The 13550-nt window shown below is 53.3% G+C and carries 13 protein-coding genes; all 13 read right to left on the bottom strand.

Annotated features, from left to right (window positions below; genetic code table 11):
• Positions 1-7: 7 nt before the first annotated feature.
• Complete coding sequence (locus RlegSU303_RS02180; RefSeq protein WP_094086697.1) at positions 8-850, bottom strand: class I SAM-dependent methyltransferase; 843 nt, start codon at positions 848-850, stop codon at positions 8-10.
• Positions 847-1440 (bottom strand): acyltransferase, encoded by a 594-nt coding sequence (locus RlegSU303_RS02175; protein ID WP_011650563.1) that lies wholly within the window; start codon positions 1438-1440, stop codon positions 847-849. Before RlegSU303_RS02175 ends, RlegSU303_RS02180 begins: the two co-directional genes overlap by 4 nt.
• A complete protein-coding gene (locus RlegSU303_RS02170; protein WP_064650464.1) occupies positions 1437-2528 on the bottom strand; it encodes a glycosyltransferase family protein in 1092 nt (363 codons plus the stop codon). The genes RlegSU303_RS02175 and RlegSU303_RS02170 overlap by 4 nt, the downstream gene beginning before the upstream one ends.
• An 8-nt stretch (positions 2529-2536) precedes the next feature.
• Positions 2537-3895 (bottom strand): O-antigen polymerase, encoded by a 1359-nt coding sequence (locus RlegSU303_RS02165; protein ID WP_064650462.1) that lies wholly within the window; start codon positions 3893-3895, stop codon positions 2537-2539.
• Entirely contained in the window at positions 3885-5045 is a 1161-nt protein-coding gene (locus RlegSU303_RS02160) for an N-acetyl sugar amidotransferase (protein WP_011650566.1), read from the bottom strand. The genes RlegSU303_RS02165 and RlegSU303_RS02160 overlap by 11 nt, the downstream gene beginning before the upstream one ends.
• The gene (locus RlegSU303_RS02155) at positions 5038-5793 is read right to left on the bottom strand and encodes a HisA/HisF-related TIM barrel protein (RefSeq protein ID WP_231283837.1); all 756 of its coding nucleotides are present in this window, start codon (positions 5791-5793) and stop codon (positions 5038-5040) included. Before RlegSU303_RS02155 ends, RlegSU303_RS02160 begins: the two co-directional genes overlap by 8 nt.
• Positions 5793-6404, bottom strand: coding sequence for an imidazole glycerol phosphate synthase subunit HisH (gene hisH / locus RlegSU303_RS02150; RefSeq protein WP_064650458.1), 612 nt, complete (start codon positions 6402-6404; stop codon positions 5793-5795). The genes RlegSU303_RS02155 and hisH overlap by 1 nt, the downstream gene beginning before the upstream one ends.
• A complete protein-coding gene (locus RlegSU303_RS02145) occupies positions 6405-8000 on the bottom strand; it encodes a lipopolysaccharide biosynthesis protein (RefSeq protein WP_231283404.1) in 1596 nt (531 codons plus the stop codon).
• Positions 7997-9100: a DegT/DnrJ/EryC1/StrS family aminotransferase gene (locus RlegSU303_RS02140; protein WP_064650454.1), complete on the bottom strand. Its 1104-nt coding sequence runs from the start codon at positions 9098-9100 to the stop codon at positions 7997-7999. Before RlegSU303_RS02140 ends, RlegSU303_RS02145 begins: the two co-directional genes overlap by 4 nt.
• Positions 9101-9314: 214 nt before the next feature.
• The gene (locus tag RlegSU303_RS02135) at positions 9315-9800 is read right to left on the bottom strand and encodes an acyltransferase (protein ID WP_064650451.1); all 486 of its coding nucleotides are present in this window, start codon (positions 9798-9800) and stop codon (positions 9315-9317) included.
• Positions 9797-10876, bottom strand: coding sequence for a Gfo/Idh/MocA family protein (locus RlegSU303_RS02130; RefSeq protein WP_197496388.1), 1080 nt, complete (start codon positions 10874-10876; stop codon positions 9797-9799). Before RlegSU303_RS02130 ends, RlegSU303_RS02135 begins: the two co-directional genes overlap by 4 nt.
• A 20-nt stretch (positions 10877-10896) precedes the next feature.
• On the bottom strand, positions 10897-12015 hold the full coding sequence (gmd, locus tag RlegSU303_RS02125; protein ID WP_064650449.1) for a GDP-mannose 4,6-dehydratase: 1119 nt from the start codon (positions 12013-12015) through the stop codon (positions 10897-10899).
• Positions 12015-12995 (bottom strand): GDP-L-fucose synthase family protein, encoded by a 981-nt coding sequence (locus RlegSU303_RS02120; RefSeq protein WP_064650447.1) that lies wholly within the window; start codon positions 12993-12995, stop codon positions 12015-12017. The genes gmd and RlegSU303_RS02120 overlap by 1 nt, the downstream gene beginning before the upstream one ends.
• Positions 12996-13550 lie beyond the last annotated feature (555 nt).

Below are 13550 nucleotides of genomic sequence, written 5' to 3'. Positions count from 1 at the left end.
TTTTTCTTTATTGGGGCCGCGTGGCGACGAACGAATACAGCCGGCCCGGCCGCCGATCGAATTTTGCTGCGATATGCGAGAAGATGGTCCAGACTGACCGAGAACTCAAAAGCGCTGGAGCGGCTCTTGCGAAGAGCGGCAATCGCATGGCAATCTGCGCCTTCAACTCCGCCGGAGTGTAGGGGGCGAAGTTGATCTCGCTCTCCAGCGGCATAAGGAGCTTGTCCATCTTGAAACCGGCCGAAACTATAGAGTTCTGATACTCCTTCAGAAGAAAGGCGTTTTCCCCTCCATAGAGTTTGTGCAGGGGATGGCGATCCAGAAAGATCGGCAAATCGCGTTCGCTCGATATCACATGTTCGCGAACTGCGATGAAGCGCCCGCCGGGCTTGAGCACTCGAAAGAATTCACGACACGCGGCCGACAGATCGGAGGTGTGATGCAGAACGGCTCTGGCAAAGACCACATCGAAGGCATTGTCGGAGAATGGGAGCTTTTCGGAAAACTCCTCGGCGATCGAAATGGGAAGATGAACTTCATTGAAGAGGGCACGAATTGCACCAGCACCCACGAGGTCGCTCGCGTCGGGCTCCAGTGCCGTTACTTCAAAACCTTCCTTGGCCAGAGCATAGCTGGCAATACCACGACCGGCGCCGATATCGACTGCAGTTCCTGGCGCCTGCGGGAGAAATTCGCGGATGGCACCCCACTCGCCGCTCCGCCAATACCGCTCGGCCGCCTGCAGAATCGGATCGTCGTAGTAGGCATCGAGCACCAGCTTTTGCTGGTCAGGCTGTTGCCGAAGCCACTCGACGGCTGCTTCCCACGTGTCCAATTTTGTTGCCGTCATGGTTGACCTTCTGTCTCTTTTTGCGTCGGCTTGAGATTTCGAATTATGCGAGCGGGGTTACCGGCGACGACGGTGTAAGGGGGGACATCGCGCGTGACAACAGCATGGGCTCCAATAACTGCCCCGTCGCCGACTGTCACCCCCTTCAGGATACTCACGCCAAAACCAATCCACACCTTGTTTTGAATAAACACTGGCTTGATGGAAACCCCGGTCCAATCCTTCTTTCCTAAGCCCCAATCGGTCACATCGTTCTTGCGCAATTCCCAGTCGAGAGAATGAGAATCATGATCCACGATTGTCACTCCCCATGAGATGATGACATCGTTTCCAATCGTAATTCCGGAATGGCATACCAGGTGACTGGCACCAATATAGCAGCGATCGCCAATGCTGATGCGGCCGCGGGGATCATCGAAGCTGATATTGCAATTGATGATACAGTTCTCGCCGATCTTCACATTGCCTCCGCGAACGGATCGCAATACCAGCCAACGGACATTGCTACCACTCCCAACGACAAATTTGCTCCGCTTGCGAGCCAACCATCCCGCCGCCATGTTTGCGATCGTGGTCAGGCTAAGCTTCATGCGCTTGCAGCCAGCCGTTGGAAGTTAAGCCATTGGGCACGCTTGTTGTACACGGTTCGTACAGTACGGGTTCCTTCGTTGGCTAACGCCTGGAGGCGCTCCGGTTCCCGAAGCAGATTTACAATTGTCCGCGCCGCGGATTCTGCATCTTCATATGTTACCATGCTGATATTATTGACCATCCCCTCAGGATAAACACCGGAGTCCGAGACCATTAGCGCACCGCATCCTAGCGCCTCCCAGCATCGCATATTTCCCCTGTCCGTTCCCGCCATATCCACGGCGCCATTTAGAACAATTTTCGCCTGCGAAATCGCTTCATAAAGCTCACGTCCGAAGAGTGGGGTACGGGACACTGCACGAATATTCTTCGGACGTCTGTGCTTCCCAAGCGGCAGAAGCCAGCCAATCGGGCTCTCAGCAAGCCTAGTCAATCGCGATCGATCAAGGTGGTAGTAAACTTTAAAATCCCTTCGAATAGCCGAAACGGCTTGCAGTATCTCTGCACGCCGACGATGGTGACGGCTATAGCCGCCGACAAAAAGCACATCGATTGGCCGGTCTCGATTTTCGGCATAGCTATCCATTGCCGGATCATGGGCTGGTGCAAAATATTCCGCGCGCCAGCCAAGCTTCCGATAACCTTCCAATATGACAGGAAAGTTGCAGACGATCAAATCGTAGGCGCCGAAGTCGGTATTGCCGGAAGGTGCCGCTCGCCACATGATTGACTTCCGAACGCAGCCAGGAAGTTTGCGGACGAAGTCGTTCCCGTATCGCATCGGATCCGAATTATAAAATATCTCGGTGCGGTGATGTTCGATCTGGCTCAGCAAGATCTGCTCCATGTCGGAGGTGGCGGGCAAACCATTTTCTACCGCCCAGTATCGTTGAAGTATCTCGTCATCGCCGTTCGTAAAGAAGATGTCTGGAGAGGTCTCCATTACCGGTTGCAGTATATGGCAAGCGCCATAGCGATCATCCAGAAAAAGGGCCAATCTGTCTGAAAAACTTCTCGCATCAACTGCGAGCATATCAAGCCGCCGCATATAAGCAGCATATACCCCGGAATTTTGAAAAACGCGCATATTGGGTTCTATACCGATCCGAGGTGGACAAGATGCTCTTGTCCACCGTCGTTCTTTTCTGGCACCCACTTCATCGCGCTGGACAGCGCTAGCACTAATGGAACAACCAAAACCAAACCGCCGGTCATCATCGCCGTTTGAAGTGCGGTCGAAAGCATGACGAATATTCCATAGTGGCCGAGAGCCAGCCCCGCAATCGTTGCAACGGTCTTCCCTCGTTTCACTATCAGCTGGATATCTAGCAAGCGGATAAAAAATCCGGCGAATAGCGAAAATAGAAGGACACCCATCCAAGAGAAGTCGGCCCAGGCATCGGCGATAAACATCGCTGTCGAGGTGGAACCTTCCATGCCGCGATGGACGGCGCCGACCAGTAGATAGGTTGGTTGGCTGGGTTGACCGGTCAGAGAGCCGACCAGCCAACTGAACTTACTACCCCAACCATAGGGGAGAACACTTGGAATTGCAGTATAATACTCAAGCAAGCTCTCATTCGGGATCATGAATATCCGGTAAAAGAGAAAGTCGAGTGCGTCACCGACACCGTGTAATTCACGAATGGCAATAAGTACCATCGCTCCGAACAGAAGTACGCCAAACAGAATAAATCTGATCGCCATCCCCAACGGCAAATCTAAAGATTTTCTAAGATGTTCAACGACTAGCAACTGCAGTATAAATATCGCCAGTGGTGCCTTGCTTAGAGTTGAGGCCTTGGCCAACATAACGGCGATTATAAAAGCCCAAGCGATCGCTCTCAGTTTCATTGACCGCTGTCTTATCGCTATAAAGCAGCAAAAGGCACAGAACGGAAGCACATTGGAGACCAGGAGATTGAAAAGATAAAAGCGGCTTCCACCCGACTCTCGTCGCATCGCAATTTTCGCGACCTCACTTGCATCCGAAATAAAGTAGACGATAGTTTTGGGTATGTTGTTTTCTAACACAACAACCGCCAAAATGATAAGGAGTCCGATTATTGAAATAAGCTCGACGCGTTGAGCGACGCCTTCAGATATCCGGACAGGCCGAGTACGCCAGGAATGCAGGGCAGCCTGGATCTGCTGATGACTAATGCCAAACGCGAAATCTGCCAACCCTATACCGAGAGTAATGCAGACAATTGAAATGGCAAGTGAGAGATCCAGCGCGCCTATGGCATCATTATAGGGGGCAGCAGACATGATTGTCTCGAAGAACTTGGTCTGAGGACCCCATACTCGAGTGTAATATAGATACATAGGGCCATGAAGCGTGAGCATGAGGCCTAAAAATACTGACGAAAGCGTCAGATTGATACCCACCTTCCAAATGTAGAAGCCCACCGACAGTGTGACAGCCATTGCGAAGACGAGGCTAGTCGACATCAGCTGCCTCTACGGTTGCGCTACGTGACGGCAGCAAAATTCGAGTCACCTTACGCAGGCGCAAAAGCGCTTTATGAAGCCACATGCCGTTCGGAAAATTACTGTGCGGTACTGGCGGTGCCTCGATATACCATTGGAGCTCTTCCGGCTTCAATCCCAGTTTTTTGGCCACGAACTTTGTTTCCCTGCGGGCATCCTGAACGGAGATGATGGGCGTTGAAATTTCGCGCAGCGCCTCCTCCCGTGTCATTTGTCCGGCAACAATCAAACTTGAAAGATGAAGCCGTCTTTTGTCAAAGTTAAATTTTCTCGGAAGATAGATATCCTGGTAGAATTTTGTGAATCTAGATTCACTGTGTTTGCCGCCGTAGTCACGCCACCCATATTCGCGCTGAAGCTCAGTGCGCGCCTCTTCTTTATTGTAGTCGATGTAGTTGAGTGGACGGTGAATGGTGAGTTGCCGGCGGACGCGGGTAAGCCAAATATACTCAAGAGGGCTCATGAAGGGATAGGTCGTGAGCTTCAAGGAGCCGAAGCGTTTTTGAATCGCGCTCGCATGCGTTCCGTCAATCGACGGATAGCCAAAGCCGCGGGGTATCACCGATTCTGACGCGAAGTTTACGCCGCTGAGGAAGTGACGAATGCCGAATTTAGCTGCTGTCCTATAGAGGGTGGAAAAGAATGCATGATCTTGCGGGATGTCCTGATTGAGGACAGAAGCCTTCATAAACGCAATCTGCAGATCGCGCATCTCCTGCCACTCGATTACATACGTGTGAAGGTCGAGATCGAGTTTCCGGACAAGAATTTCAATATTGTGGACGGCGGGCTCGGAATTCCAACCGCCGTCGACATGGACCGCCAGAAGACGAAGACCATGCTTTCGGGCGGCGAGATGCGCAAGAAACGCGCTGTCAATTCCACCGCTAAGCCCGACCATTGCGTCGTATGGCTTACCTGCGCCTTCTTCCTTCAATGTGGCGATCAATCGCCGCATTCGTATGTCGCCTTCGGGGCCGGTCCACCACTCGTGCGGCTTGCGATTCAGCGCATCCCGACAGCAGTTACATTGGCCGTTTGCGTCAAACACGATCGACGGGTTGGAATTGTCCATGACGCAAAATGAGCAAACTCGCGACGCGTTATCCATGAGCACCTTGCTCCGCCTCCTCCAAAATTTCTGGTGCAGGGTAGCTTATAAGGACTGCCCTCAGCCGACCGATAAAGGTGAAGGCGCTCCCCGAGGCCGCGGCGGAAGCGCCGGCATCAAGGCCTTCCATCAGGTGGGCGACGTTTCCGGCGCCACCCAAGGCAACGACCGGAATGCTCAGCTTTCGGGTAATCGACTGGATCAACTCAAGATCATACCCGTTGCGCGTGCCGTCGAGAGTTTTCGACTGGAGAATTATTTCGCCAACGCCGACATCCTGCAGCCTCAGGCAGAATTCTATCGGCTCTTGCCTCGCACCGCTTGAAGTGTAGCAGCTCGCCGCCGCGCCGCGACCGTCAACGTCGACACAGGCAACCAGAGCCTGGCTGCCCATATCGGCAGCAATCGCTCCCACCAGTTGCGAATTGCGCGCGCCTTGACCGAGTACAAACTTCTCGACGCCGGAGCGGTTAAGTTCCTCGCACTGCTTAAGCTCGGTGATGCCGCCGCCATATGCCAAAGGCATGAAACATTCGGTTGCGAGTTCGCGAACGAAGCCGAGATCAGGACCTCGCCCCGTACGCGTGGCGTCGATATCGAGAATGCAGATCTCGTCGACTTCCTTTTCGTTGAACAGGCGAACAACATTGAAGGGATCGCCGACGTAGGTGCGTTCACCAAACTCTATCGTTTTCACCAGCCGACGCTTCTGATCGACCAGCAGGACGGGTATAAGCCTTTTTCTCATCAAAGCTTTCCGAATGCTTCAAGAATCCGCATTCCGAAGCGGTGGCTTTTTTCAGGATGAAATTGCACGCCGCTGACATTGTTCGAACTCACTGCGCAACATAGCTCCTCGCCATAGTCGATGACGGCGGTAACGTCATTCGGATCATCGCAATCGACAAAATAGCTGTGGTCGAAATAAAAGCGCTCCCGCCGGTTGGACCTGTCGAACAGAGCGCTTTCTCGGCGCGGCCTTATCTCAAGCCAGCCGATATGAGGAACCTTAAGGGATGATGTTGCCGCTAGCCCGATGCGCTTTACATCCGCATTTATCCAGCCAAGTCCAGTTTCCGAGCCTTCCTCGCTGGATCGCGCCAACAGCTGCATACCGAGACATATGCCGAGAACAGGAACCCTCCGTTCGCGCACCGCGTGATTCAGCGGATCGACTAATTGTCTGTTTCTCAACGTAGCCATTGCTTTGTCAAACGCACCGACTCCTGGAAGAATGAGCTTCGCGGCACTTTCGATCTCCTTGGGATCGCCGCTTGGCCGAGCATCGATCCCCAGATACTCCGCCATATTGGTGATTGCGCCGATATTCCCGACGCCATAGTCTACCACAGTGATCACTCAAAACCCTCTCTTGCGTTTCACAAGATGGTTATTCCATCCAATCAGGCGTCTCTCGGACAAAGCCGTTCTAACGGACCCATAGATACGGGACAAGATAATGCTCCCGGTTTTCGTCGTCATCGCCACGGCTGCGATCGCGGCGGAGACAACGCAGACAGAACAGACATACGCGAAAGCGAGGGACAGCCAGCCATTGATCCAGGTGAAATTCAGGCCTAAAGATCCGACAACTATGCAGATGCCAACCAAGATAGGAGCAACTGTACAGGCAAACATTTGCTCCGCGCTGAAAGTGCGAAAGAAGCAATTGCGAGTCACCAAAAGCGCGAGAGGTACTCTTACAAGGCTGGCAGCAAGCAAGCCTGTTCCAGCAGCGTATGGACCGAAACACCAAATGGAAATGAAAGAAAAAACAACCGTCATCACCGAATACGCAAGTGAAGTATATGCAGCCGGTGCGTTTCTGCCCATTCCCATGGCGTAATACTGGAATACATTCGAACCGCACCCGACGATGCCGCCGAGAATGAGTATTTGGAGCAGATGCGTGCCGCCTGCAGCGGTTTCTTCGCCGACCCAAACCGTCAACAGCGGCCTGGAGAGAACCGCGATTGGTGAGAGTACGATGGCTCCGAAAGCCGAATTGCCCCATGAGGCGAGCATAAAGAAATCATGCCGCTCCTCTTCGCGGCTGTTCGACATGTTGCCAAATCGAGGAAACAGGACTTCACAGATACGTATGACCGCGATGTAAGCGGCCTCCTGGACGCGATTGCACACGTTATATTGGCCGACAACGGCAGACGGCGCGAGCGAAGCCAGAACGTAGCGGTCAATCTGGTTGCCAAAGATTCCCGCAAGCTGAGAGAGGCTTTGCCATTTTCCAAAATGAAGCAATGATTTCAGTTCGTCGGGAGACGATGAGATCAATCTGCCGTTCTCACGGAATTCCGAGGATGTAATCCATATCCATCCTACAGTCGACAATACGAGACTTCCAGAAAATCCGAGCAAATAGCCGTTCAGCACTGGAAAGGACCAAGTGCATCCCAAGGTCATGATGATGGTTGCGAATGAACTCCAGGCTGATGCTTGGGCCACCAATCGAAAACTTTGCTTTCCCACGCAAATACCTTGCAGGACAAACGAGAACTGCTGCGCCATTGTGCCGGTTGCGACAATGAGGAAGGAGACGGCGAGATTCTGTGACGGAAGAGACGCACCGGCGATGCCGGTCATGATCCATGGACCGGCAAGCACGATCCCTAGCCACGCCACCGCCGAAGCGATCAGGCAGATTTTTATTCCGACGATAGCAATACGGGCGGCGGCATGCTCCTCGCCACGTCCAATCCGCGCGGAAATTTCCCTGACAACGGCCTGCCCGAGCACGGTGCCGATCAGCGTCACGGGAGCTGCGATAGCGATCACTATGCCGGCGCTTCCCAGCGTCTGCAGTCCAATCCAGCGTACGACGAACGGCACCGTGGCAAGGTTAGCAACCAGCATAAAAAGGAAACCCGCAAAATTCCAGCCTGAGTTTCCAAGAAGATTGCTGCGCCTTCCATGGCTCTCCGGGCGTTCATCACTCACTCGGCGAATCCCCTGATCGTATCTGCGACGTACAGGAGTTGAGCTTCTGTCATTTCAGGGAAAATCGGAATTGAGAGAATCTTGGATTGATTTCCAAACGCGTTGGGAAAATCTTCCGGCCGATGGCCAAGGCGTTCGTAAGCCGGCAGGAACGGCAGCGATATTGGATAGTTGACCACGGTTTGGATGCCGGCATGATTGAGGTGGGCGGCCAGGGCATCGCGCCGCTGGTGCTTGATCACAAACAGGTGATAGACGTGATTTCGTCCGGCTGCCGTTTCAGGCAGGTCCAGCCGACCAATATCCTCGAGGGCGCGCGCATATCGTCTCGCCCATTCCTGCCGCTTTGCAGTCCACTCAGGCAGACGCGGCAGCTTCACCGACAGGATCGCGGCCTGCAGTCCGTCGAGGCGGCTATTTATGCCTTCGATCTGGTGGTCGCCCTTTGAAAGCCCGCCATGCCGCGCAAACATTGCCATCCGATCGGCAAGTGATTTGTCCTTGCAGGTAATGGCGCCTGCGTCGCCCATCGCGCCAAGGTTCTTACCCGGGTAGAAAGAATAGGAAGCGACATCCCCGAAGCTCCCGACGACCTGCCCATCAATCTCAGCCAGATGGGATTGAGCACAATCCTCTATGACCCAGAGACCGTGCTTCCGGGCGATCGCCATGATCGCAGTCATATCTGCCGGTTGGCCATAGAGATGAACCGGGATGATGCCAACCGTTCGAGGCGTGATCTTCGCTTCGATTTGAACAGGATCGATGGTGTATGTCGAAGCGTCGGTGTCGCAGAAGACAACATTGCCGCCGGCCTGTGAAATGGTCTCGGTAGTTGAAATCCATGAATGGGCAGTCGTAATAACTTCATCCCCAGGTCTGACGCCTAGCGCGCGCATGGCGATGAAGAGTGAGTCCGTTCCATTAGCACATGAGATGCAATAAGGGGCGCCGACGGCGACGGCAAATTCGTCCTCGAACTTCTGAACGAATGGCCCCCTGATAAACGAGGAAGACCGGATGACTGAAGCAATTGCAGCATCGATCTCCTCCTTTAGCGAGAGATATTGGAGATGAAGATCAGCGAAAGGAACTTTCATTAAACCTGCTCTCGGTAAATTTTCATGATTTCCGCGTCTGGCAGCGCCGTCACTGCAACAAGTCAAATAACATTCGGCCATGCATTGGCTCAACACTGAAACAACTTTTCCCCAAGGGGCAAGGTCAACGACCTTCTATGGGCCACCTTGCGGCGAGAAGCTCACAAAGCCAAAGGTGCCGGGTTGTCTACCAACGACGACATTTCCGCACAAACTAAGTTTCGTTGCTAGCCGAGCGAGGTAAAGGCCGGGCGGGGTTGCCGGCATAGGTGCCAGAAATGGTGATATCCCGGGTTACAACGGCGCCCGCGCCGATGACAACGTCGTCGCATATCTGAACCGGAAGGACCGTAGCGTTCGAGCCGATCGAAACCCGATTGCCGATTCGGGTTTCCTTCCAGAGCTCGCGATTTCCCCGCGCAGGCCCACCTCCTGAAAAAACGTCGTTCACAAAAACAACCCCATGTCCGATGAAACAATCCTCACCAATCTCTACAAGTTCGCATATGAAACTGTGTGACTGTATCTTTGTGCGCGGCCCGATCTTCACTCCCTTCTGGATTTCGACGAACGGACCGACGAAACAATCATCCGCAAGTTCGCATTCATAGACATTGGCCGGCTCAACTATTTTCACCCGAGCGCCGCAAACGACGTCTCTGACCTGCGTCTTCCAAAGCGTGGGGGAGCCGTCGGTCACTGGGAAGACCGTCCCAGTTTCGAGTGTTTCAATTCCAAAGGAAGTTTCACTTCTTTATTCGACGCGATTGATTCGTAAAGCGCCGAGATCAGTTCAAGACTCTGGCGGCCCTCATGACCATCCACGAGGGCTTTTGTATCATTCACTAGGCAATCGACGACATGCTCGTAATAAGCCTGATGACCAAAACCATAAACGTTCGGAGGATTAACAGAGTATTTCTCCATAACTTGCTCATCGCCTAAGTCATGATCGCTGAACTGCCAGGTGCGGATTTTGTTCACCGCAAAGCCCGCAATCTCAACAGAGCCCCCAGCTCCAAGTATCGAAATCGATCCTTCAATGTCTTTGGGTCGGGTTGCTGCGGTAGCTTCTATAATGCCGAGAGCACCATTGCGGAACTTCAGTGTGGCTACTGCGGTGTCTTCCGCCTCGATATCCACCAACGCTGTCGCCGCGCGCGCGTGAACACTTTCGACATCACCCATGAACCAAGTTAACATGTCGATATGATGACTTGCCTGATTGGCAAGGACACCGCCGTCGTATTGCCAGGTACCGCGCCAGCTATCCTGATCATAGTAACTCTGATCGCGGCACCATCGTACCCTAACCGTGCCGAGCACGAGCTTACCGAAGCGGCCAGCATCAAGAGCTTCGCGCGCCTTCACGACCGGGACATTGAAACGGTTTTGTTTGACGACGAACAATCGAATATTATTCTCGTCGCAAGCCCTGATCATCGCTTCAGCATCGGTCAGAGTCAGAGCCATTGGCTTTTCGACAACGATATGTCGTTTATATTTTGCTGCCGTAATGACGTGTTCCGCATGCATGCCGCTTGGCGTCAATATCGATACGACATCCACCTCAGTGTTCTGAAGCATCTCATCGATCGACCGATAGTAGGGAACGCCGAATCGTTCACCGAACTCCCTCGCTCTTTCCTCTGCAACATCGCAAACCGCAGCGAGCGTCGCACCTTTTATCTGTGACAGGCCCAACAGTTCGGAATGTCTTTTGGCAATGCGCCCGCAGCCAACAATAGCGAATTTTATCAAGAGTTCTTTCCCCATGCGATCGTATTCGCCCGCAATCACTCGGCACTTACGTTAACATCGAAGCCATGCTGTTTAAGCAAGGCATGTCTCTGTGCATGCCCCAAATCATGCATGACCATTTCCCGGCACATTTCTCTCGCGGAAATTTCCGGAACCCAGCCGAGTAGTTCGCGGGCCTTCGTAGGATCTCCGAGAAGTGTTTCGACTTCGGCCGGACGAAAATAGCGAGGATCGATCTGTACGACTACGGAGCCGGGTTTCACGCGATGGGCCTTGTCGCCTGTGACGGTCTCAACGATCCCTCGTTCATTCAAGCCCACTCCCTCGAAGCGAAGGGTAATTCCGAGATCCTCTGCAGCCCATTGGATGAACTGACGTACGGTGTATTGCTTGCCGCTCGCGATCACGAAATCCTGCGGTTGATCCTGCTGGAGCATCATCCATTGCATGCGAACGTAGTCTTTGGCGTGGCCCCAATCACGCAACGCATCGAGATTGCCCATGTACAGGCACTCTTCCAGACCTTGCGCGATATTGGAAAGACCTCGCGTGATTTTTCTCGTCACGAACGTTTCGCCGCGACGAGGACTCTCATGATTGAATAGGATTCCATTGCACGCGTATAAACCATAGGATTCGCGATAGTTGACGGTGATCCAGTAAGCATAGAGCTTCGCAACCGCGTAGGGACTGCGCGGATAGAATGGTGTCGTTTCCTTCTGAGGGGTTTCTTGCACAAGGCCGTAGAGTTCGCTCGTGCTCGCCTGATAGAATCGCGTTTTCTTTTCAAATCCCAGTATGCGTATGGCTTCGAGCAGGCGGAGCGTTCCGAGTGCGTCGGTATCGCCTGTATATTCCGGGCTCTCGAAGCTTACGGCGACATGGCTCTGGGCGCCGAGATTATAGACCTCGTCCGGCTGCGTTTCTTGCATGATGCGGATGAGATTGCTTGTATCCGTCAGATCGCCGTAATGCAGCTTGAACAACATATTCTTGCTGTGTGGATCCTGGTAAATATGATCGACGCGTTGCGTGTTGAACGAACTCATGCGTCGCTTGATTCCGTGAACGGTATATCCTTTCTCGAGGAGAAATTCCGCCAGATAGGAACCGTCCTGACCGGTGACGCCGGTTATGAGAGCGACTTTAGACATTATGCGACGTTCTCCCGAGACAGGAAATCTTCATAGGCAAATTTGAGACCTTCCTTCAGATCGGTTGCCGGCGACCATCCGAGTTCTCTCGCCACCCCGCTGTCCATGAGCTTTCGAGGTGTTCCGTCCGGTTTGGAGGTATCGAATTCTATCTTCCCTCGGAAGCCGACAAGATCGCCGATAGTCGTCGCAAGCTCGCGGATGGTCACGTCGCTTCCATATCCTACGTTGATATGGGTCTGGCCTTTTGGCTTCAAGGCGTTGTAGCGTTCCGCCGGCAAATTCATGATATGCACGCTGGCGGCGGCCATGTCGTCGACGTAAAGAAATTCCCGCAGCGGCATCCCGCTGCCCCAGATCACCACGCTGGACGCGCCGCTGGTTTTGGCTTCGTGAAAGCGCCGCAGGAGCGCCGGAATGACATGCGAATTCTGGGGATGATATGAATCTCCCACACCATATAAATTGCTGGGCATCACAGCGCGGTAGTCTACACGGTGAGTATCGCCGTACTGGCGATTGTAGCTCTCGCAAAGTTTGATACCGGCAATCTTGGCAATTGCATAAGGTTCATTGGTCGGCTCGAGCGGACCTGTAAGAAGCGCATCTTCCTTGATCGGCTGGTCGGAAAGCTTCGGGTAAATACAACTTGATCCGAGCAGCAGCAGATTCCGAACGCCGGTCCGGAACGCAGCCTCCATGACGTTCAATTCAATCATCAGGTTGTCGTAGATAAAGTCAACCGGATAGGTATTGTTTGCGTATATGCCGCCCACCTTCGCCGCTGCAAGGTAGACCTGATCAAGGCGCTCCTTTTCGAAAAACCGACGAACGTCCAACTGCTCTATCAAATCAAGGTCTTGATGCCTTGCGGTGATGACGGAATCGGGCGGATGCCCTTCGGCGACCAAGCGCCGTACGATCGCCGAGCCGACCATACCAGTATGACCGGCTACGAATATTTTTGGAAAACTGCCCATATTTGCTCGCGCACCCGTGGCATGACCGGAAGCTTCCCGGCTTCTTTATCTACGACCGCACAGTTGCCATGTCGGACTCGCGCGGAAAGGATTAGTTACGCCTCATTGGGTGTTCTCGCCACAAAAGTCAATCTTCATCAATGGGAGCATACTGATCATACTGGTAGTTTTTTCGCGAATCTTACGCACACCTCCTGAGTGGTGGCAGCTTGCCATTTCCCGTCTGGAATTGGCATTTGGCCTCAGTGATCACGGTAGCCTCGACACAGGTGATGGCCGCAACGCTGACGCGCGCGGAATTCAAAGCGCTATCTGACCTAAGATGAGATATTTGAACCGCTCTTTTGATGAACTCTCAAAATCGCGACCATGCAATAACGTGAGTTGCCCCAATCGACGTAACGAAAAAGTACAACGGAAACAATGGTACCGCATAGCGCGGATTCCCAACCGGAAACGCATACGCGACAGCGAAGGCTGGTGCTAATGCGCAAAGAAGTAATATTGTTACTTCCCTCGCTTGTACGGCCAAAAGTGCAGCAGCGAGCAACGCCA

This window comes from Rhizobium sp. SU303 (assembly GCF_021052345.1).
GTDB lineage: Bacteria > Pseudomonadota > Alphaproteobacteria > Rhizobiales > Rhizobiaceae > Rhizobium > Rhizobium laguerreae.
Note: the sequence above shows the minus strand (reverse complement) of the source record. Positions and strands in the feature narration are given on the sequence as shown.

Coding starts and splice junctions, on each gene's coding strand:
- RlegSU303_RS02180 (WP_094086697.1), bottom strand. CDS start 850: ATGACGGCAACAAAATTGGACACGTGGGAAGCAGCCGTCGAGTGGCTT.
- RlegSU303_RS02175 (WP_011650563.1), bottom strand. CDS start 1,440: ATGAAGCTTAGCCTGACCACGATCGCAAACATGGCGGCGGGATGGTTG.
- RlegSU303_RS02170 (WP_064650464.1), bottom strand. CDS start 2,528: ATGCGCGTTTTTCAAAATTCCGGGGTATATGCTGCTTATATGCGGCGG.
- RlegSU303_RS02165 (WP_064650462.1), bottom strand. CDS start 3,895: ATGTCGACTAGCCTCGTCTTCGCAATGGCTGTCACACTGTCGGTGGGC.
- RlegSU303_RS02160 (WP_011650566.1), bottom strand. CDS start 5,045: ATGGATAACGCGTCGCGAGTTTGCTCATTTTGCGTCATGGACAATTCC.
- RlegSU303_RS02155 (WP_231283837.1), bottom strand. CDS start 5,793: ATGAGAAAAAGGCTTATACCCGTCCTGCTGGTCGATCAGAAGCGTCGG.
- RlegSU303_RS02140 (WP_064650454.1), bottom strand. CDS start 9,100: ATGAAAGTTCCTTTCGCTGATCTTCATCTCCAATATCTCTCGCTAAAG.
- RlegSU303_RS02130 (WP_197496388.1), bottom strand. CDS start 10,876: ATGGGGAAAGAACTCTTGATAAAATTCGCTATTGTTGGCTGCGGGCGC.
- gmd (WP_064650449.1), bottom strand. CDS start 12,015: ATGTCTAAAGTCGCTCTCATAACCGGCGTCACCGGTCAGGACGGTTCC.
- RlegSU303_RS02120 (WP_064650447.1), bottom strand. CDS start 12,995: ATGGGCAGTTTTCCAAAAATATTCGTAGCCGGTCATACTGGTATGGTC.